We start from the raw sequence: 19982 nt of genomic DNA on the forward strand, positions 1-19982 counted from the left end.
TAAATACAACTAGAATATGACCTAATGAGCGATAATTGGAATTAATAAAACCTAACCCCTATTACCATGAAATCAAGCGTAAAACCCAAAATTTCCAATGGTATGTTTGAGCAGCTATTTGATAACTATGTAGACACAGTGATAAACTCTTGTGGTTTACCAACGTCAGTTAGAAATCAACTAAGGGCAAGGTTAAAAACATCTAAGAAAGAGCCCGGAAGAGAGGCTAGATAGTAAGTTCGCAAAATGGGGCATGGCTACCATTTTGCGATCTGATGAACTTATTCCGCATTCTAACCCAAGAGCTTTACGTATTCTAAAGCTCTTTACTAGCTTTCGAGTGCCGTGAGGTTACACTTGTTTTCTAATCATTGGTTCCGAAAGCCCCCTCCACCTAAACCTAGTGTTACAAAAAAGCACTGAGGAGTGTAATGAACAGGAGACCTGTTCTGATCGGTTTGCCAATTAGCAGTTGCTGTTGTTAGTCGATAGCCAACCCGGATACTTAGCATTGGACCGGCCTGCAAGGTCGAGCCAGTACCGGATTTTAATACCAGCCAATCATACGTCAGGCTTATATCCGTCGCAAACCCAGTTACTGCATACATTGTAGCTGTATTACCAGGCGTAGTCAGATCAACAGTGAACGAGTTGATGCCTGGGCCGATACCCGGATATAGTTTTGCCCGCTTCGACTGCCAGGATACCCAGCCAACCCAGGCATGAGCATTTGATGCTGAAGATTCAACAGACAGTTGAGAGGCTCTATCCTGAAGCCGTTTAGTAGCCAGGGCTGATGCGCCAGCACCAAACAGCCAGCGGAGTCGTCGAACGTAAATCTCAGCACCTACTGAACTATATACATCAGTACCCAAATCCCCAGCAGTAGTACTGACCTGTTGAACGGCATTGGCGGCACCCGGCCATACACTTCGACCCCCATAAAAAAAACCAGCGCCACCCCAGACCATTTGCCCCCAAACTTCAGTTTGAACGAGAAACCAAAGAATCAAGCAACAAACCGTTTTATCCAGTAAATTCATGATACTTAGGGTATTGTATATGCCTGCCGATTTTATCGACGGATCATTTCCATGATTTAAAAACCGATAGCCTGATGAGCTACCTTCTCTTCAGCCCGGCTAACGGCGGTAAGACCTCGCAGAAAGACATCTGGATTGAAGGATAAACTATCTATTCCTGCTTCAACAAGAAACGTTGTAAATTCAGGAATATCACTCGGCCCCTGTCCACAAATACCAACCGGCCGGTTAGTCTGATGAGCGGATAAGAGCAGCATGGAGATCAGGTCTCGCACGGCAGGATCGTTTTCGTTGAATAGCCCCTGCACCGTAGCAGAATCCCGGTCAACGCCTAAGGAAAGTTGGGTTAGATCGTTAGAGCCAATAGAGAACCCATCGAAAATTTGGGCAAATGCTTTGGCCTGAATAATGTTACTGGGAATTTCGGCCATTACGTATATTTCCAGGTCATTCTCTTTTTGAGACAGGCCGTACGTATCCATAACCTGAAGTACCTTTTTCCCTTCTTCCACCGTTCGGCAGAAAGGGATCATCAACTTGACGTTGATAAACCCCATTTTGTCGCGGACTCGGCGCATGGCCTCACACTCCAATCGAAAACCGGCCATGTACCGCGGGTCATAATAACGACTTGCCCCCCGCCAGCCCAGCATCGGATTCTCTTCCGTGGGTTCAAACCCCTTACCACCCAGCAAATTGGCATATTCGTTGGTCTTGAAATCGCTCATCCGAACTACAACGGGCCGGGGGTAGAAACTGGCAGCGACCAGTCCTACGGCCTGTGCAAGTTTATCCACAAAAAATTCTTTCTTGTCGGTATACAGATGCGTTAATTGGGCAATTTCATCTTTTACAGCTCCATCTGGTAGCTGTTCGAAGCAAGCCAGGGCCATAGGGTGAATGCCAATCGCATTCGTAATAATAAACTCCAGTCGCATCAAGCCTACCCCATCACTGGGTAGTTGCGAGAGCCGCAATGCCTGAGATGGGTCCCCTAAAATCAGGTTACATTTAGCTCTTGGTTTGCGCAGATCTGCTAGTTGATTGACTTCTGTTGTAAACGGAAGGATACCTTCATAAACATATCCTTCCTGCCCGTCCAGGCACGAGACGGTAATAGCGGCCCCATCCTGGATAGTCTGGGTACCCTTGTTGGTTCCAACCACGGCCAGGGCCCCTACTTCGCGGGCAACAATGGCGGCATGACTAGTCCGCCCTCCCCGATTGGTGATAATGGCGGCCACTTTTTTTAGTATTGGGTCCCAGTCCGGCGTGGTAATGTCCGTCACCAGAATATCCGTTGGGCCAATGGACTCAGGAACCTCTCTAGGCGAAGCCACAACCCGAGCCGTTCCGGTTACGATTCGATGACCTATTCCATTCCCTTTTGCCAACACCCTCCCCGGTTTCGTCAGGTGGTATTCAACAAGTTGAGTTTCTGTTGAACCGACGGAGGTAATGGGGCGCGCCTGAACTATATAAAGCTGATGATCAAGCCCATCTTTAGCCCATTCGATGTCCATTGGTTTACCGTAATGGTCTTCAATCAATCGAGCCCAATCGGCCAGTTGATTTACCTCAGCGTTGGTCAACACGAACTGCTCCTGCTTTTCCAAAGCCGTTTTCTGGTTAATCGTTTTCTTTCCGGATTCAGATGCATCCCCATAAACCATCGTCATTGATTTCTCGCCCAGCTTCCGGCTGACAATGGCATTCGGCAAATGACTGATCGAGGGCTTAAAAACATAGAATTCATCGGGGTTAACAGCACCCAGCACGACATTTTCGCCAAGGCCCCAACTACCGGTTATCAACATCAGATTTCGATGACCCGTATCAGGGTCCACGGTGAAACAGACCCCGGATGAAGCCAGATCGGAGCGTACCATTTTCTGAACGCCCACGGACAGAGCCACTTTGGTATGATCGAATTGGTTATCCTGTCGGTATTTAATAGCCCGGTCCGTAAATAACGACGCGTAACAATCCCGACAGGCAGCCAGTAATTGTTGTTCCGTTTGAATATTGAGGAATGATTCATGCTGACCGGCAAAACTGGCCGTTGCCAGATCTTCGGCAGTGGCACTACTACGAACCGCCACCTGTATGGCATCTGTATAATGATGCTTTAGATCATCAAATGCTTTGGTGATAGCGTCAATAATTTCGGGTGGAAAAGTCGCCTGTTGAAACAACGTCCGAATCTTAGCACCTACTGTTGCCAAATTGGAAAACGTCTCTACATCCAGCAAATGGATTGCCTGGCCGATCGAATCGGTCAAGTGATTATATCGAATGAATTCTCGGTAAGCTTCAGTCGTCAGGGCAAAGCCGTCGGGAACGTGAACGCCGTAAAACCGAAGTCCATTAAACAGTTCGCCCAGTGAGGCATTTTTGCCACCCACCTGCGCAATCATCCCATTGTTGATCTGGCTAAATCGAAGTATCCACGTATTCATATCAGGAAGCGGTTAGCACTTAATTAAATGCGGTTGCAAGCTAGCGAACGAGTTGGCTAGCACCGCTGAGTTGCCTCAGACAAACCTCTGATTATAATCACGTTATCCACTATCGTGACTCATACACCCTTACGGTTACCAGCTGTTGATTTGCCAAATCAAACTTGCTGTGTTCATCATGAAAACGATACTGGTACCAACGGATCTTAGCTCGATCACTCCCTATGCGCTGGATGTGGCCGTTAGTTTGGCCCGCACCTATGAGGCTGAGATTGTCCTCCTGCATACAGTTCTCAATGAATTTATACCCGTAGCCGATCCATTTTCAGGAATGGCTTTTGACATTGGCCCGATGTACGAGCAAGCCCAAAAAGAAGCCGAAAAACAATTAACGAAACTAGTCCAAAACCCCAGGTATACGGGGATAACCATTAAAACAAAACTAGGACGCAATCTGGACGGGTTAATTGGCTGTATTAACGAGCAACCCGCCGATTTAATAGTGCTGGCTTCCAAAGGGGCATCGGGATTAAAGGAATGGCTGGAAGGGTCGCATGCAGAACTCATTGTTCGGCATGCACTCTGCCCGGTCTTAGTTATTAAGGAACCGATTACTCATTTTAAGCCAAAAAATATCGTTTGCGCCATCGACCTGGACGATCAGTTAAAGAAGCCCCACCCCTACCCATTTCTGCTCACCGATCAGGACATTCATCAATTCCTTTATGTCTTAACTCCTTCTGATAATCGGAAACCTGAAGACATTCGGGCCTGGGTAGACGAGTACGTGTTGGCGCAGGGTATTGACCGGTACAAACTGGCTATCCGGCACGACAAAACTGCCCCTGCTGGTATTTTAAACTATGCCGAGGAGATTAAATCCGATTTGATTGTCCTCTATACCCACGGCCATACAGGTCTGCGGCACTGGATCGAGGGTAGTGTCGCTGAAGACGTCTTGAATCATTCGACACAACCGGTGCTGATTATGAGGATCTAAATTTTCGACAAACCACAACATTCTCTTTTCATCATGGATAAGGTTTTACAAGGTAAAACGGCAAGCCTTCTAGCTCCATTACCCTAAATTTTAAAAAATCATGAATCAACTTATACGCTCTCAATTATTGATGGCAATCCTACTGACCACCATGACAGCCCTAACAGGTCTGGCAAAACCAATCTGGAAATTTAGTGTGGTTGTGGCCGTCGAGAAACAAACTGCTGATTTTTACCAAACGATGCTCTCAAAGCCAATTGATCAGATTGTTAATGAACAGATGGCCACCGTAAACGCTAATTTCAATAGCTCCTCCAATTTCAATGGCATCTACAACTTTAAGGTTGATTCAATCTATGTATTTACAGGAGCGACCAGTACAGAGGTCTTTCGGGCCCATCCTCATTTCACCTATAGTGTGGTCATTGATGGTAAATTTACTCCGCCTACCGTTGGTGGAGGATGGTATGGCAGCAATCAGGCAATCTACCATAGTTGGGACTGGAGTGCAGATTTTATCAGTGGCCCATTTGGACCAGGCGCCACCGACGGCTTAACGCACGAATTTGGTCATGCCCGGGGAGGGGTCGATATCTATGGAATGCGGGTGGAAGGGTCCAAGAATCCCGTTAATGGGCAAACCTTCGAACCGGTTAACTCCATCATGAATTTCCCTTACGGCAACATAATCTGGGATGAATACACGACCAGTTTATTAAACTCAACGGGCGGTGATCCTATCGTTGGAGATCAATGGATTATCCGACCTTTTCCCAGGACAATTGGTATCAAGACCATCGATACGCAGGGGATGCCGTTACAAAATGTGTCGTTAACCATCTATCCGATGGACTGGTATTCTTATGCGGTTTCCTGGTTCCCGATCGGTGGGGGCTCAACTAATACGAGTGGGCTCTACTCGTTTTCTAGCAACCCCTTTCAGCCAGCTACCAATGGCTATCCCTGGACCATGCGGTATTGCAATTTCCTGATCAAAGCCGTTTATAATTCGGTCACGGTGTATAAATGGATGCCCTTGTATGAGGTGCAGAATGCATACTTCCGCAACGGGACCAATTCAACCTACAACGCCGAAATTGTATTTCCGGTCAGTACACTCACAACGACCATTAAGTTGGGAACTGTAAGCCCAACTAGCTTTTGCCAACGCCCCATGACTGACATTGAGGTCCCTTTTATTATATCCGGGGCTTTTCAATCAGACAATACGTTTACGTTACAGCGATCAGATAGCAATGGGCATTTCGACAATGGGCTAAATATGAGCACAGTACCCGGTACCAGTTCATCAATCCTGAGTGCGCCAGTTAGCGGTGAACCAGGCAATACGTATAAGATTCGCGTGATTAGTAGCAACCCGTATACCGTAAGCGATGAACAACTCATCACCATCAAGCCTACGCCCGATCGGCCAGTGGTCCAATCCATTGATGTGTACCAAAATGATCCTACACCTATCCTACAGGCAACGGGACAGAATTTAAGCTGGTACACCAATTTTTCAGACGGAGTGGGCTCACCAACGGCACCCGTTGTGAATACTGCTCAGGCGTATTTTGCTACTTATTACGTTAGCCAGACGGTAAATGGGTGTGAAAGCCCGCTCTCATCTTTTTATGTAAACGTCCGGGCAATTCCTAAAATTACAACTGTCGATTACGACTGTACAACGGGTCGACTGGAAGTCAAAGCAACCGGGGGGATTGGTCTTTTTGAATACCGAATCGTTGGACTGCGGGACTGGAGTGATAACCCGATCTTTCAAGTACCCATCTGGCAACGAGACGGTATTACCTTTACGGTTGATGTTCGCCAGAATGGCCATGTAACCTCCCAGCCTTTTACCACCACCTGCCAGCCTCCGCTCACTACGGGCAGCTTACAGATACTGGTTAAAAAGTATACCTGCATCGACGGCCGACTCGAGATCACTACGCTGGGTGCCGATGGCTCACCCCTGGAGTATCGCATTGTTGGGCTGCACGACTGGACAGCCGATCCTATTTTCCAGGTACCAAGTTGGCAACGCGACGGCATGGCCTTTACCATCGATGTTCGTCAACGTGGTCAGGTTATCTCACAGTCCTTTACCACCTTTTGTCAGAGTCCACCTCAGCCCAACTATATCTTACAGGTTCAGGTCAAAAGCTACAACTGTACCGATGGTCGGCTGGAGATCGCGACGCAGGGAGGGAATGGCAAACCAATCGAGTATCGTATTGTTGGGTTACGTGACTGGACAACCGATCCGATCTTTCAGGTGCCGACCTGGCAGCGTACAGACATGGCTTTTACGATTGATGTTCGTCAGAGCGGACAGATAGTTTCCCAACAGTTCACCACAACCTGCCCATCGTCAGCAAGAATGGCGACTACTATGGACGAGATACCCCTGGGGCTGGACATACGTATTGCACCCAATCCGGTAACCGACCAACTTCGCGCCGAACTGATTGCTCCAGCAGTCACACCAGTCGACGTAGAACTTGTAACGGTAAGTGGGCGCCTAATCCAACAACAACATATTCAGGGTACGGGTAACCGTCAGGTCCTGACTTTTGATGTAAGCCAACAACCAGCTGGAATGTTTGTTCTGCGAGCGATCACTCCCCGCCAAAGCCGTGCTGTTTCAATCCTGAAGCACTAATTGTCTTAACATGAGACTGCTCCGAGCAGTCTCTACCATTTCACCACTTACCAAAATTAAAAGCGGCAACCTGATGAACCAGGTTGCCGCTTTTAATTTTGGTACTTATAATTCGTCTACTAATTAGACTTATTGCAGGATTCCCTCGATTTTCGTTGACGACTAAAGCAAAGGCTCCAACCTTCTATTAGCCGTTATAGGAATCCTGTTTGTTTTCTTTAAAGCCGTGAAACCTCCAGCTATAGTAAACAGGTTAGTGAATCCAAGTGGGCTCAGAAGCGAGAGCGCGATCATGGAACGGTAACCTCCTGCACAATACACATAATACGTCTTATCCGAATCAGGATGCGATAGACTTGTCCGAATAGACTCCAATGGAAGATTCTCAGCACCTGCAACATGGTCTACGTCATATTCGCTTTTCCGACGAACATCAATCACGGAAAGGGAAGAATTGTGTTCAACTAAGTCGGCAAAGGCATCGGCCGAAATCGATGGAATTGTATTGACCTCCCGATGCGTTGCCTGCCAGGCGGCAAATCCACCGTTCAGATAGCCAATACAATTATCAAACCCTACGCGTGCTAATCGTAAAACAGCTTCTTCCGCCCGTCCTTCAGGAGCAACCAGAAGAATGGGTTGCTTTAGGTCTGGCAATAGTGTACCTGCCCAACCGGCAAACTGACCATCCAGACCGATATTGATCGCGTTGGGTATAAACCCTTTACCAAATTCTTCGGCGGGTCGAACATCCAGAATAAGCGCTTTTTCTTCGTCAGCCTCCAGCGCAAAGGCCGCTGGTGAAAGCGCTTGCGTTCCTTTACAAACAACCTCATCGACCGACGGATAACCCGTTTTATTCAAAACAGCATCGGTAAGAAAATACGGTGGTGGAGGTAGTAAATCACGAATTACCTCCCGAATGAATGCCTCTTTAGTTGGTGCTCGCAAGGCATAATTGATCTTTTTCTGATTGCCAATCGTATCCACGGTTTCCCGGCTCATGTTCTTACCACAGGCGGACCCGGCACCATGACCCGGATAAATAAGTACCTCATCGGGCAAGGTCAATATTTTGTTGTGAAGACTATCATACAGATAACCAGCCAGGACCTCACGTGTGAGATCATTTCGTACGGCCAGATCGGGTCGACCAACATCACCAATAAACAATGTATCTCCCGTGAAGATGGCGACTGCTTTTCCCGTTTCGTCCATCAGCAAAAATGACGAGGACTCCAACGTATGTCCGGGCGTATGTAACACCTTAATTTTAACTCGGCCCAGCGAGAACTCCTCTCCATCTTTTGCGATGTAAGCCGCATAGCTTGGTTGAGCAGTTGGACCAAAAATGATCGTGGCCCCAGTTTTAGATGCCAGATCAATATGACCCGATACAAAATCGGCGTGGAAGTGCGTTTCAAAAACGTACTTAATCGTAGCTCCAGCGGCATTGGCCCGATCTATGTACGGCTTTGTTTCGCGAAGCGGATCAACAATGGCTACTTCACCTTCCGATTCAATAAAATAAGTGACCTCTGCCAGACAATCGGTATATATCTGCTCTAGTTTCATGACCATTCACTACTTAAAATGATTCGTTAAATTTGAAAAAGAGTGAGGTACTTCAGGCTGACTGGCATTAGGCCAACACAATGACTTTCATCAGAATATTCCTTAGGTTTTACGAGTTTCCTCCAGGTTGCTGACTAAGATGGTCGGGAGCTACCAGCACTCGAGTTTCTATAATGACTTCATAATGTATCCTGGTAATTTTAGCTGTCGAAACGGCGACATTTCCCTGCATTTGGCAGTTTTCAACAAAAACCGCTACTATCAAAACAGATAGTAGCGTTAAAACTCCCCCTTTTAAGACAAGATTGACAAGGACATAAAGTGCAACCGGTGAACTGTAGGTGATGATTTTAGAACCAAAGTGACGTTAAACATTTGCGCCAAACATGCTGGGTTACGTTACCTCGCAACTGGCGATAAAAACAATTTGACCTGTATGGCATTTAAGCCCCTTTTAGTATGTTCGATGGCAAATTCAACTTTATCATTCTTCTGAATTTGATCAATTAACCCCGTAGCATGAACAAAAATATCATCGCCATTATCATCCGGCCTAATGAATCCGTAGCCTTTAGCTTCATTAAAAAATTTCACAGTTCCGGTATGCATGGTTAACAAAATTTGGGTAGTGTGAAAGAAAAAACAAGAAAACCGGGAGAGTCCTTAACAAGCAAATAAACTTGCTGACAAAACCGATCAAGTTGCTGATTTACCCGTTCAGCATTCTTCTGCTGCTTGATCTAGGATCCCAATACCCGTTTGGCGGCTTATACGATGGCGATTTTTATTAGATAGTTATCTATTTCTTCGTCAGGATGACCACACGCTCTTTAACGGCGCCCCCAATTTGGGCTGCGTACAACCGTGGCTTCTAGTTGAAGTTGTTGATCAATTTTATCAATAACTTCAGCATCGTAAGTTTCATCAAATTTCCGGGCAAAAAACTTACCTGAGCTGAGCATAGAGGGTATTTCGCTAACAGAGAGCGGCTTAACATAGCTTCCTGGTGGGCGATCCCATTGCATAAAGGTCATCCGGTGATTATAGATTGTATTTCGAATGGTTTCAGGCGCATTCAATAAAATAGACTGAAAAAAGTATTCATCAGGCAACATTGTAGTTCGAGAGAAATTCACATAAGATGGGTTTGATTTGGCAAACTCGACCACATAACGGGCGGCTGCTGGTTTCAGTTGAAACCAGTTCGTGCCAAAATACAGCTTATGGCCCATTGGAAACTCTCGTGGTAAGGGATATTGTCCACTTAACTTTAGCGCCTTATTAAACCAATTTTTCTTCCAGTTATCAGGATTGGCATAGGGATAGACAATTGTACGATGGGGTTTGATCGAGAAATAGTATTGTTCCACTCGTTCCAGGATATGAGGACTGTCTTCCGTTACTAATGCATAGTCTAAAATGGTCTGATCGATGTGATCAGCTAGCCAGGTCTGCAACACTTGATTGGTAACAATAGGATAATCCTGACCACTAATCGTAATTATAAAATCTGGTTCATTTCGCTGCCGTAAAATAAAATCGAATCCAGCTAGAGTAGCGGCTGTTAATGAAAAGTCACCCCAGGTAATAGCTGTTCGGGTAGGCAACCAAATTATGCTTTCAACGGGTACTTGGCTGGAAACTGTTTGAAAGGAAGTCAAATTACTTTTGGCATCGACATGGATGTAGAACGTACAGCCAGGGGTATACAATCGATCCAATAATCGGCCCAGTTGAGCTGGATTTTTATGGACAAATACTAAATAAGCAAGCCGTAACGATCGTATCATAGGGTCAGCATGAGATTAAAATGGCTTCTTTCCAATTATTTTTTTTATGAGTCCTTTGGCTAGCACACCTACTGTAAAATGATGGCTTACAGCATATCGAAACTCACCCGTGTTGATCGTTTCAATGGGTTTACCGTTCTCACTATGTTGTATCGTATGACCTGTTTTAATGTCGATTACGTTTCGCAACTTGAGATTTCCCGCAAACATATCCGAGAAGCGGGGTGAATAATACATACAACCCTCAAAGTAGAAATGAGTTACCTGAGACCAACGAGTGGCATCTGTTTTTAGAATGGGCGAACCGCCATGAACCAGGTTCGATGACCAGATCATTACATCACCTTTATGTAAATGAATTTCCCGGCGTTCATAATTACAGGAATCCATAAAAGCTTCCATGAAGTCTTCATATTCCGTGTACTCACTTAAATCTTTTTTGGCTTCAATGCCAATATTGAAATAGTTAAATTCTTCGTTATGATGCGAGTGTGGATAGTAAAAAAGTGGCCCATTTTCAGCATTCGTATCTTCCATGGCAACCCACACGCCACACATAAAGCGAGCCGGAAGGCTACTAAAATGAATCATATCCGAATGAGCGCGCTGCTGGCTTCCAAACTTAAAATTTAAGGTCTGAAACGGAATCGGCTCACGTTCATAGAGCAGACGTAACACATCGAATATTTCAGGCGCACTCGCTATTTGGCGCACACTTGAGTATTTTTTCCATAAGTCTTGGTGGCGCATAGGCTCTTCGCCTAAATGGGCTGGAAATTCGTGTTTTATCTCTTGAATAGTCTGGTCGATTAAATCAGTACTAATCAAATTTGGGAGTACAATGAAACCTTCCTTGTGGTAGGTAGCTACCATTTCTCGTTGCTTTGGCGTGAGTGGCTTTTGCGTTATTAATTTGTCGAAGAAAGGCGATTCAACCCAAGGTAAATTCATACGTTGGGCAATAGTAGAAGTATCCATAGATAAAGTTTGTGTCTAATGATGGAAGTTTAAACTGGATTATGTCTAGCATGCCTATAGCACCCACCATACAATGGGGTTTTGTCGTATAATTCGTTGATAATAATCATTTTTTTATGGGTTAAATACTAGTAATCAAAAGTATATAGGATAGAACGGCAGGGCTATGATCGCCATCAAGGAACTGCTTGAATAAGATCATGATGCACCTTCCAACTATGATTTATATCAGCCTAATTATTGACAATTGCAGTGATAACTGGTTGAGCTAGGTTGACTAATTAGCTGTTTAAAATCAGTACAGCAACCTGAGCCGTAGCTAAGCCATTACTTACTACCTGATTTCATACTATAGTGGTTTGCCGGAAAGCCAATAACCAAATTTATGACTGGTATCTAATGTAATGCTGTCGGCTGACCGATTGATATACTGCTTAATAAGCGGGATTAGCCGGGCCTGAGTCAGTTTGCCATGTAAACGATAAGAGCCAAGAAACAACGTTGGCGTTTGAACTACGCCATCCTGCCGCCCCTGCATAATGTCCGCCCAAACCTGATCGTTCAACGTTTCCTTGTGTAGGTCTGTCAAAAACCAATCGACTTTTAGACCAATTGCCTGGGCAATCCCTGGAACTTCCTGACTTGAAATCGGATGCGTTTGAGCAAGTAAGGCCGTGTGCATAGCATTGAATTTACCCTGCTGCCGGGCAGCTTCGGCCATCAGAGCCATCAAAAAGGCACTAGGATGATTAAAGTTGGGGAAATGGCGAAATTGAAAGTTTATGTTTCTATCGAATTGAGGCAAAACCTTACGTAAAACATGATGAAGCTCCTTACATCGCTGGCAACTATAGTCGCCATATTCCACTAAGCTCAACACAGGCGAACTGAGCTTACGGGTAGTTTCCAGATGCGTATAGTTCGTTGGGGCCATATCTTTTCGTGGAAATATCACTGCTAAATTTGGGCTAACCTACCTATTAGCTAACTTTTTGATAATGAGCATTATCAGCCATCTTATTGAATTCGATCAGTGGTGATAAACATAAGGCAACCCATATGGATCCAGTGGGTTTACACGAACCTATTTAATAACTACTTTAGGGATTGGGACAGCCAGCGAGGTTCTTCTTGTTCAGTTTAAACAATTGCTCCTGAAAGGCGATCAACTCCTCTAAATGAGCTTCTTCCGCTGCTTGCCGGATGAGAAGCTCCTGACGATTCATCTGATTCTTCCGGGAAAGTTCAGTTAATTCCATTGAATGACGCATAATCATGGCATGCCAATTCCGTTGCTTATCGTTTAATTGCCCATAAAATTGGCTTCTTTCCAACAAATGTTCATCCTTCAGCTTCAGTCGGTCAGTACTACACTGATCTACATTTGATCGTTGCTCTTGAATATGCTTTCGCAAGAATTTTAGGCGCAGATCCATCCAGATCAACATTTTTGCCATATAATGATGCCTCTGCTTGATTGACATCGGGTCTAGCGTAAGGAATCGGCTAGAAGTCGTTGTTTTCATGGCACGTAGTTGAGTAATTCAATGAATGGGACGATCTCAGTAATACAAAGCTGTAGGAAAGACAAGGTTTAGAAGCGTTAAAGCAGAGTGGGATTAATAGCTTCAACGGCCTTATGAGAGGAACGCAGGGGTAAAGTCAATACGGGAATGGACGCATGATTAGCGACATCTTCAGCAATACTTCCCTGGAGTAAATGACGCAGACCATGTCGGCCATGGGTACCCAATATGATCAGGTCAGCGTTTTTCTCTTTTGCAAAATTCAGCAGTCCCGTTTCAACATCAAATTCATCCTGCTGATTAAGGGTACATAACCAGAAATGATAACGTGCGGTAAACGCTTCCATGCGCGCTTTTATCTCGTGGGTAGGCACAAAGTTGCTGAGCGTATTTACATAGATTAAATGCACGATTGGATATTCAAAGCTGCTTAACAACGTCTTAAGAAACGGAATAGAACTATCGTAGTGTTCCAGAAAGTCGGACGCAAAGACAACCGTTTTGATGTCGGTAGACGTTGGCGGTTTTTTAACGACTAAAACAGGCATCGGCGCTTCCCGAATCAACTCTTCAGCGTTTGATCCCCATAGAACTTCTTTTAACCCAGTAGCACCTGATGAGGCCATCACCAATAGATCGGCATCAGCCAGATGAACGTCCTTAAGTAAATCAACTGGGTCTGCACCAGGAAGTATATGGGTATGCGTTCGCACGTTTTCCAGGCAGGATAAGGCTTTCAACTCCTCAAACGCATTGTCAACAGCTTCCGATGCCTGCTGGTATTGGTCATAGACAGCGGGAATTCGAGGTGGATAACTTATCAAAGGTGGCGAAAGTACATGTACTAAATGCAAGTCGGCATTGAATCGCTTTGCCAGTTGAGCAGCCAAAGGAAGCACCCTACCCGTTTCCTTGGAGAAGTCGGTTGGGAATACGATTTTTTTCATGATTCAATCAATTAACTGTGAGTTTATTGATTTGACTGAGTCTCTTTTCTTTGAGATCCACAGTCGATTCCACAGTGAAACTAACTCAGGATAAGCTCATTACTTATGAGGTAGCTCAGCAACTCGCCTGATTTTCGTTGTCTCAATCTAGCTTCGAGTATATCGTTTGTCGCCCTTAAATAAGGGCGACAAACGGGATCAAATTCAACCAATTATTATCTCCGTTCAACGTGCGTAAGATCACCCCAAAGGAGTGATAGCTCTCATATTGTGGCTAATAGAGTCACTCTATTTTTGGCTTGATAAAACACAAAAAGCTATGGAACAGAATCTTGGCACCTATGATATTATTATTCGTCTAATTGTGGGATTGACCTTAATTATCCTTCTGTGGGTCAACGAGTTGACTACAACTGTAAGTTGGATTTTATTATTTTTCTCCTTTCTGTTGTTGACAACTGGCCTATCCGGGTCTTGTCCAATTTACCGGGTCTTACAAATCAGCACTCGAAAGGCACATTAGAACTCAACTGCTTTATAGCGAGACTAAATTGATAAACGGGTTAAGGGGAAGGATAATTAGCCAATGATAAGACCTGAATGGACAGGCAATGCGTTACAGCCTATCCATTCAGGCAGATTTTAAGCTGTTACAACCAGTTCATCTTCTACCATAAGCACACCTGGTGCTGCCCAGGCCGTGTTCTCAGCCTCCCGGCGCTCGCTCCAGGAATGTACCTTCCCGTGAAGCCTCACTTTGCTGCCGATAGTTTCTACGGTAATCTGCTGCGCTTCTAAGGCCGCACTTCGCTTGAAGGCATCCACAATGCTGCTTTTTACATCTTTGGCCAGTAGTACAGGATGGACCGTGATTAAGTTGGTCACCCCTTTGACTCCCAGCAATGACTCAACCGACCGCTCGGCAGCCTGTCGCTGGTAGTTCCAGTCAACCTGCCCTTCCAGAGTGACCCAGCCTGATTGAACTTTTACGCGAATTTTTTCGGCGGGTACTGCACTGTGCCATTCAAAGGAACTTACAATCGACTGGGCGATCTGCTCGTCGGTGTGGGGTTGACCAAAAATAGGTTTGACGCCTACCTCCTGTACCACAACCTTGACGCCCTGAACCCGCTTAGCAGCTCGTTCGGTGGCGATTTTCATCAGATAGTTATCCACTTCACCAGTCAGGGTGACCACTCCCTGTTTAACAGCGACGCCAATTTGGGCTGCGTGCAAGAGAGGTTCATACCGTAGTTCGTCCTGGACATTTTTTTGGATTTGTTCGTCGGTTTTCATACGTATGTTGGTATTTGATTGATTGGATGCAAACCTAAGCTCCTTTCCAAACACAGCCCATGACCCGAATCAACGAAGAGGGTGATTCGCAACGTTAACCAACTATTGGTTTTTCCATCGACCGGTAGTGGTTTGACTTGATGAGAAAAGTCACTTATTGGTTTGAGCGGACTCAAGGGATGGTTGTCTGTCGACCGCCATCTTTACTTCATAATTTTTTTTGTAAAAAAAGCCCTTTATTTCTTCGCGCTCAACGGCCTACTTTCCTATTAGGGGCAGGCAGGGCCTACGAGAGATAGGTAATGATGGGATTCAGCCTCACGCGCACGACTGTTAATTCGGGGAGCGTATCCAATATTACAGTGAATATCACTAATGATGCCTCCGGCACATATGATGTTAACTCGGCCAATAATATTTATGCCCGGATTATTAGTGGCTTATAAAGGCATTTAGGCTATCATAAACTTAGCTAGCTAACGGAAATGATACTACCTATTTACTAGTCCCTATTGATATGATTACTATTCTGGTGACCACTGATTTTTCGGCTAACGCTCACTGGGTTACTGACTATGCACTGGCCTTAGCACGTCAGCTACCAGCTCGGTTAGTGCTAACACACTTTTATGATCCTGTTGCCGATAAGACTCCTCCCCTGGCAGGTCTAAAGGCTACTTTTAAAACAAACTATTATACTATTCTGCAGCAGCTTTATCGGGTACGGAGCCAAATGGTGATGGCAACAGATGGGTCGGTTAGTATAGCCGTTTTAGGGCAGTGCTATACGGTTACTAATCCTTCGAAGGACACCGTGGTTAACCCAAAAGCTGATCTGCTGATCGTTGGTCTGGACGATTTAGCCAGCCAACAAAACACCCAGTTAGGTTTATTGACCCGTCAGCCCAAATCATTTACCCAATTGCCTATCCTGCTGGTGCCACCAAGCAGAATTTACCAAACACCAAAAACTATCGAGCTAGTCGTTAGCCTGGCTGAACCCTTACACGCCTATGCGCTTGGTACCATTTTGTGGCTGACTCGGCTCTTTAGGGCATCACTCGATGTAATCTGTTTGGTGGAGAATATCGAAGGGATTTCGACGAAGGAAACAAGTAGCCCAATTCGAAACTTTCTTGGCAATCAGTTGCATTCGATCCGGTTTATGTCTAACCAGGACCTGAAAAACACCCTGGAGAATTATTTAACACAACTTACTGGAAACTGGATTGTCCTGATTCCCGGTATTCTTCAACGGCTTTTGCCTATTCTTGCTGCTTCCTCAGAAGCAAAAATGGCTCATTGAGATAGTTTCGTTTCTACAATGCTCCTGACGCTCGTCGGTGGCGATCCTGACATCAATTAGCTAATGAGTTGAGACCGCTCAAAGTTTTTCCATACCGTACCGCTCAACTTTGTTAGTGCAACGGCTAGCCAACGAACTGGCCAATGTTTATCATTTACAATAAACTAAACTTAATAAGCCATGAAACCTGCTTTGCGCAACTCGCTTATGTCGACATTTCCCCAATTATTCGACGACGTTTTTTTTAGTAACTCCTTATTTCGGGACAATGACCTACCTGCCGTAAACGTCCGGGAAGAAGCCGACCGTTTCCAGTTGGAAGTAATCGCTCCAGGAATGAAAAAGGATGATTTTAAACTGGAAATGAACGATGGCCGACTGACCATTTCGGCGGAAACAAAATCGGAATCGGAAGAGAAAAAAGACTCCTATCGTCGGAAAGAATATAGCTATAAATCATTTAGTCGAACGTTCGACTTGCCCGATAATCTGGAATCCGATAACGTTCAGGCCAATTATTCCGACGGGGTATTGAAAATCGACCTAAAAAAGAAAGCAGCTTTGCCCAAAGCTGAACCAAAGCTCATTCCAATTGGCTAGGTAAATCCTAAAAATCAACCGTGGTGGGTGTATGCTAATCACGGTTGATTTTATGCCCTATCTGCTTTTTCAGTCAGTGGTCAGCCACTTCATAACAACTAGTAAGCTGTGATCATAAGTAAACGATTACCTGGCTATGACACGAAACATAGGCAAAACAGATCAGCTTGTGCGAACCGTTATCGCCATTATTCTGCTGGTATCCTTCGTTAAAACTGACCGTAGCTTAACCATGAACTGGTTATTCCTAGCAGGATCTTTACTCCTGCTGAGTACCAGTTTTTTTAAATACTGCCCCCTATATCATCTGTTCGATTTTTCGACGCATTCTCCCAAAAAGCAGGGGCATTAGGGTACTCCCGGACACCAGCTAATGACTTATCGAGGAGCTTCTTTTTCAGCCAGTAATCAGAGACATCCAATGCCTGATCAAAACCAGCCCAATCCCCTTCCCTACCTGGTACATGTCCAATTTAGATTCTAGAGATTCTGTTGATTCTAATTGACAGTTTAACTATTGATTATCAGCAAAATATCGCCAATAGAATCCGATAGAATCAACCACACGGGCGAACCCGAGAATTTACTTTGGTAAAGCACTAGATTACCTGTTCATAATCAGCCAATAAGCTGAAGCGCATCAAGGCTACCGGTTTTAGGTGATGGTACTTTTAAGACAACAAACAGATCTTACTATGAAACGGATTTTATTGCCAACCGATTTTTCACCAGCCGCCGAAAATGCCATTCAATATGCTTTAAACCTGTTCGAATCGGAAATCTGCGAATATGTACTCATGCATAGTTTTGGGATTCCATCAATAGGCGCACAAACGCGCGATTGGCAGGTTTATCAGGGGATCGTAGAAGAGGCTGAAAAAAAACTAAAGCAACTGGAGGCCAACATACAGCCCTTGATTCATAGAGATCGTCAGCATCTTCGTTCATTGATCCTGGCCGATCTACCCAGTAATGCAATCAAGCACCTGGTGGAGGCCGAACACATTGACTGGGTTATTTTAGGAACCTCCGGGCAAGATCTGGCACTTACGTTTAGTAACGTAGTCACAACCTTAATTCAGGCAAATCGCTGTAATACGTTAATAATTCCGGTCCATAGTGAACACACTCCTTTTGCCAATATAGTATTAGCAACAAATTATGTACTTCCTCATTTGCTCGATACGCTAGAGCCAGTTCGGGAATTCGTGTTGCAGAATCATGCAAGACTCACGCTTCTAACGGTTTCTTCTGACAAGAAGCTGCCCGGAAAACTGGAAGCACAGGATTTAATCCAACACTATTTTGATGGTCTGACCAAGCAGATAGCTATCGAACAGGATTCCAATATATTATCGGGGATCATCAATTTTATTGACACGCATCAACCGGATATCCTCTTCACAATAGCGCACCAACCATCCTTCTGGAGTACGCTTTCTACGCCTGGCTTGATTCAAAAACTGGCCAATCGCCCATTAGTGCCGCTGGCTGTTCTTGTCGACCGAAAAGATACCACTTCTCGACCAGTTCAACAACTGGCCACTGATCTCAGCCTTTAAGCTCATTGATTTGCTCAACATAACTCTAAAATGACCATGAAAGTAATTTCTTTTCTTTTGTTTCTCCTGTATGCAACAACTGCGTATGCTATTCGCTACGAGTTTGGTGATCAGGTAACGATTAGCCAGCCGGTAAATGGAGATCTGTACGTGTCGGGCGGTACGATTACGATCAATGCAGCGATTCGGGGCGATTTAATTGCAGCTGGCGGTACGATCACGATCAACGATTCGGTTACGAATGATATACTGCTGGTTGGCGGTACTGTGATCCTGAACGGATACGTTGGCGACGATATCCGCTGCCTGGGTGGCAGTTTGCAAATTCTTAAAGGCACAGGCGGGGATGCCCTCCTTGTTGGCGGTAATGTGACCATCGATCAGGATGGACTCATTGGCGGTAGCCTTCTGTCGGCAGGCGGCAAACTGATCCTGAATGGCCAGATTAAGCAAGACGCCAGACTAGCCTTCGGCTCACTCGTTTTCAATGGTAGGGTTGAAGAAGCGTTCGACTGTCGAGGTGGTAATGCCACGGTCAATGGTCACGTTGGAGGCCGTGCTTCGTTAGCTGCCAATGACCTCCTAATAGGTCATAATGCTCATTTTGATCAGCAAGTACGCTATTGGAACCAATCTGGTAAAGTAACCTTTGGGAATGCTGTTTCATCAGATAAAACCCGGTTTGATAGCTCTCTGGCTTTGCAAACCGGGCGGGGACGAGCCGCAATTATCTCTACGTTATGGTTTCTCAGTATGGCGCTTTTGATGATTTACTTGGTACAATCTCTTTTAAGTACCAGCATGAACAAAGCGGGTAAAACACTTGCCAGTAAAGCATTACCGTCATTGGGTGCTGGTTTCCTGTTTTTTATTACCGTGCCGGTAGCCACAATGCTAGCGTATGCAACCCTAGTTGGTGTACTGGTGGGCGTGATACTTACAACGGCCTATTTACTAGCCCTGATGCTGGCTACTGTGATTACGTCTGTTGTAGCGGCCAATGCAATTAGCCAGCGTTCAAACAAGCACCCCTGGAGCACTGGCCGGTTGGTTTTGACTGCATTTGCTATACTCATCCTGATTCAGTCCATTGCTCTGGTTCCATTTGTTGGCTGGCTGGCCGTTTTTGTCTTGATCTGTGCGGCTTTCGGTGCCATTCTGCTCAGCATAAGCTGGAAACAGTCAAGACAAATCGTACCTATTCAGGCTCACTCTGCTTTACCTTAATACTC

Annotated in this window: 18 protein-coding genes; 8 read left to right on the plus strand and 10 right to left on the minus strand. The window is 45.3% G+C overall.

Translation table 11 applies throughout. The features are described from left to right. Window positions 1-368: 368 nt before the first annotated feature. Both ACYVGR_RS19135 and ppsA read right to left on the minus strand, forming a co-directional pair. Window positions 369-1043 carry a hypothetical protein gene (locus ACYVGR_RS19135; protein WP_460959583.1) on the minus strand — a complete coding sequence of 225 codons (675 nt, stop codon included), beginning with the start codon at window positions 1041-1043 and terminating at the stop codon, window positions 369-371. A gap of 56 nt (window positions 1044-1099) precedes the next feature. After that, window positions 1100-3502: a phosphoenolpyruvate synthase gene (gene ppsA / locus ACYVGR_RS19140; protein WP_460959585.1), complete on the minus strand. Its 2403-nt coding sequence runs from the start codon at window positions 3500-3502 to the stop codon at window positions 1100-1102. Between the two features lie 178 nt (window positions 3503-3680). Between ppsA and ACYVGR_RS19145 the strand changes: the two genes are divergently transcribed. Together ACYVGR_RS19145 and ACYVGR_RS19150 are read left to right on the plus strand one after the other, a co-directional pair. Continuing rightward, window positions 3681-4502: a universal stress protein gene (locus ACYVGR_RS19145; protein WP_460959587.1), complete on the plus strand. Its 822-nt coding sequence runs from the start codon at window positions 3681-3683 to the stop codon at window positions 4500-4502. 100 nt (window positions 4503-4602) lie between these two features. Continuing rightward, window positions 4603-7170: a hypothetical protein gene (locus ACYVGR_RS19150; protein WP_460959589.1), complete on the plus strand. Its 2568-nt coding sequence runs from the start codon at window positions 4603-4605 to the stop codon at window positions 7168-7170. 162 nt (window positions 7171-7332) lie between these two features. On the opposite strand, the gene ACYVGR_RS19155 is transcribed toward ACYVGR_RS19150, so the two are convergent. From ACYVGR_RS19155 to ACYVGR_RS19185, 7 genes are all read right to left on the minus strand, one after another. After that, window positions 7333-8745, minus strand: coding sequence for an MBL fold metallo-hydrolase (locus ACYVGR_RS19155; RefSeq protein WP_460959591.1), 1413 nt, complete (start codon window positions 8743-8745; stop codon window positions 7333-7335). A gap of 399 nt (window positions 8746-9144) precedes the next feature. Then, window positions 9145-9354, minus strand: coding sequence for a cold-shock protein (locus ACYVGR_RS19160; protein WP_460959593.1), 210 nt, complete (start codon window positions 9352-9354; stop codon window positions 9145-9147). Window positions 9355-9575: 221 nt separating this feature from the next. Continuing rightward, window positions 9576-10535: a beta-1,6-N-acetylglucosaminyltransferase gene (locus tag ACYVGR_RS19165; RefSeq protein ID WP_460959595.1), complete on the minus strand. Its 960-nt coding sequence runs from the start codon at window positions 10533-10535 to the stop codon at window positions 9576-9578. A 15-nt stretch (window positions 10536-10550) separates the two neighbouring features. Further along, window positions 10551-11513, minus strand: a complete 963-nt coding sequence (locus tag ACYVGR_RS19170) for a phytanoyl-CoA dioxygenase family protein (protein WP_460959597.1) — start codon at window positions 11511-11513, stop codon at window positions 10551-10553. 349 nt (window positions 11514-11862) lie between these two features. After that, the gene (locus ACYVGR_RS19175; protein ID WP_460959599.1) at window positions 11863-12447 is read right to left on the minus strand and encodes a DsbA family protein; all 585 of its coding nucleotides are present in this window, start codon (window positions 12445-12447) and stop codon (window positions 11863-11865) included. Window positions 12448-12613: 166 nt separating this feature from the next. Beyond that, window positions 12614-13039, minus strand: a complete 426-nt coding sequence (locus ACYVGR_RS19180; protein ID WP_460959601.1) for a hypothetical protein — start codon at window positions 13037-13039, stop codon at window positions 12614-12616. A gap of 77 nt (window positions 13040-13116) precedes the next feature. After that, window positions 13117-13986 carry a universal stress protein gene (locus ACYVGR_RS19185; RefSeq protein WP_460959603.1) on the minus strand — a complete coding sequence of 290 codons (870 nt, stop codon included), beginning with the start codon at window positions 13984-13986 and terminating at the stop codon, window positions 13117-13119. Window positions 13987-14305: 319 nt separating this feature from the next. Between ACYVGR_RS19185 and ACYVGR_RS19190 the strand changes: the two genes are divergently transcribed. Next, window positions 14306-14509 carry a YgaP family membrane protein gene (locus ACYVGR_RS19190; protein ID WP_460959605.1) on the plus strand — a complete coding sequence of 68 codons (204 nt, stop codon included), beginning with the start codon at window positions 14306-14308 and terminating at the stop codon, window positions 14507-14509. A 119-nt stretch (window positions 14510-14628) separates the two neighbouring features. Here ACYVGR_RS19190 and ACYVGR_RS19195 read toward each other — a convergent pair whose 3' ends face one another. Beyond that, window positions 14629-15282 (minus strand): BON domain-containing protein, encoded by a 654-nt coding sequence (locus ACYVGR_RS19195; RefSeq protein ID WP_460959607.1) that lies wholly within the window; start codon window positions 15280-15282, stop codon window positions 14629-14631. Window positions 15283-15799: 517 nt separating this feature from the next. On the opposite strand from ACYVGR_RS19195, the gene ACYVGR_RS19200 reads away from it, so the two are divergent. The 5 genes from ACYVGR_RS19200 to ACYVGR_RS19220 all read left to right on the plus strand — a co-directional run bounded on the left by ACYVGR_RS19200 (window position 15800) and on the right by ACYVGR_RS19220 (window position 19977). Next, complete coding sequence (locus tag ACYVGR_RS19200) at window positions 15800-16588, plus strand: universal stress protein (RefSeq protein ID WP_460959609.1); 789 nt, start codon at window positions 15800-15802, stop codon at window positions 16586-16588. Window positions 16589-16768: 180 nt separating this feature from the next. Next, the gene (locus ACYVGR_RS19205; RefSeq protein ID WP_460959611.1) at window positions 16769-17188 is read left to right on the plus strand and encodes an Hsp20/alpha crystallin family protein; all 420 of its coding nucleotides are present in this window, start codon (window positions 16769-16771) and stop codon (window positions 17186-17188) included. A 136-nt stretch (window positions 17189-17324) separates the two neighbouring features. After that, entirely contained in the window at window positions 17325-17540 is a 216-nt protein-coding gene (locus ACYVGR_RS19210; protein WP_460959613.1) for a YgaP family membrane protein, read from the plus strand. 343 nt (window positions 17541-17883) lie between these two features. Next, window positions 17884-18750 carry a universal stress protein gene (locus ACYVGR_RS19215; protein WP_460959615.1) on the plus strand — a complete coding sequence of 289 codons (867 nt, stop codon included), beginning with the start codon at window positions 17884-17886 and terminating at the stop codon, window positions 18748-18750. A gap of 36 nt (window positions 18751-18786) precedes the next feature. After that, window positions 18787-19977 (plus strand): hypothetical protein, encoded by a 1191-nt coding sequence (locus ACYVGR_RS19220; protein WP_460959617.1) that lies wholly within the window; start codon window positions 18787-18789, stop codon window positions 19975-19977. Window positions 19978-19982 lie beyond the last annotated feature (5 nt).

The sequence above is a fragment of the Spirosoma litoris genome (assembly GCF_054776755.1).

Excerpts from the sequence above, each read along its gene's own strand:
- ACYVGR_RS19135 (WP_460959583.1), bottom strand. The coding sequence starts at position 1,043 with ATGAATTTACTGGATAAAACGGTTTGTTGCTTGATTCTTTGGTTTCTC.
- ppsA (WP_460959585.1), bottom strand. The coding sequence starts at position 3,502 with ATGAATACGTGGATACTTCGATTTAGCCAGATCAACAATGGGATGATT.
- ACYVGR_RS19145 (WP_460959587.1), top strand. The coding sequence starts at position 3,681 with ATGAAAACGATACTGGTACCAACGGATCTTAGCTCGATCACTCCCTAT.
- ACYVGR_RS19150 (WP_460959589.1), top strand. The coding sequence starts at position 4,603 with ATGAATCAACTTATACGCTCTCAATTATTGATGGCAATCCTACTGACC.
- ACYVGR_RS19155 (WP_460959591.1), bottom strand. The coding sequence starts at position 8,745 with ATGAAACTAGAGCAGATATATACCGATTGTCTGGCAGAGGTCACTTAT.
- ACYVGR_RS19160 (WP_460959593.1), bottom strand. The coding sequence starts at position 9,354 with ATGCATACCGGAACTGTGAAATTTTTTAATGAAGCTAAAGGCTACGGA.
- ACYVGR_RS19165 (WP_460959595.1), bottom strand. The coding sequence starts at position 10,535 with ATGATACGATCGTTACGGCTTGCTTATTTAGTATTTGTCCATAAAAAT.
- ACYVGR_RS19170 (WP_460959597.1), bottom strand. The coding sequence starts at position 11,513 with ATGGATACTTCTACTATTGCCCAACGTATGAATTTACCTTGGGTTGAA.
- ACYVGR_RS19175 (WP_460959599.1), bottom strand. The coding sequence starts at position 12,447 with ATGGCCCCAACGAACTATACGCATCTGGAAACTACCCGTAAGCTCAGT.
- ACYVGR_RS19180 (WP_460959601.1), bottom strand. The coding sequence starts at position 13,039 with ATGAAAACAACGACTTCTAGCCGATTCCTTACGCTAGACCCGATGTCA.
- ACYVGR_RS19185 (WP_460959603.1), bottom strand. The coding sequence starts at position 13,986 with ATGAAAAAAATCGTATTCCCAACCGACTTCTCCAAGGAAACGGGTAGG.
- ACYVGR_RS19190 (WP_460959605.1), top strand. The coding sequence starts at position 14,306 with ATGGAACAGAATCTTGGCACCTATGATATTATTATTCGTCTAATTGTG.
- ACYVGR_RS19195 (WP_460959607.1), bottom strand. The coding sequence starts at position 15,282 with ATGAAAACCGACGAACAAATCCAAAAAAATGTCCAGGACGAACTACGG.
- ACYVGR_RS19200 (WP_460959609.1), top strand. The coding sequence starts at position 15,800 with ATGATTACTATTCTGGTGACCACTGATTTTTCGGCTAACGCTCACTGG.
- ACYVGR_RS19205 (WP_460959611.1), top strand. The coding sequence starts at position 16,769 with ATGAAACCTGCTTTGCGCAACTCGCTTATGTCGACATTTCCCCAATTA.
- ACYVGR_RS19210 (WP_460959613.1), top strand. The coding sequence starts at position 17,325 with ATGACACGAAACATAGGCAAAACAGATCAGCTTGTGCGAACCGTTATC.
- ACYVGR_RS19215 (WP_460959615.1), top strand. The coding sequence starts at position 17,884 with ATGAAACGGATTTTATTGCCAACCGATTTTTCACCAGCCGCCGAAAAT.
- ACYVGR_RS19220 (WP_460959617.1), top strand. The coding sequence starts at position 18,787 with ATGAAAGTAATTTCTTTTCTTTTGTTTCTCCTGTATGCAACAACTGCG.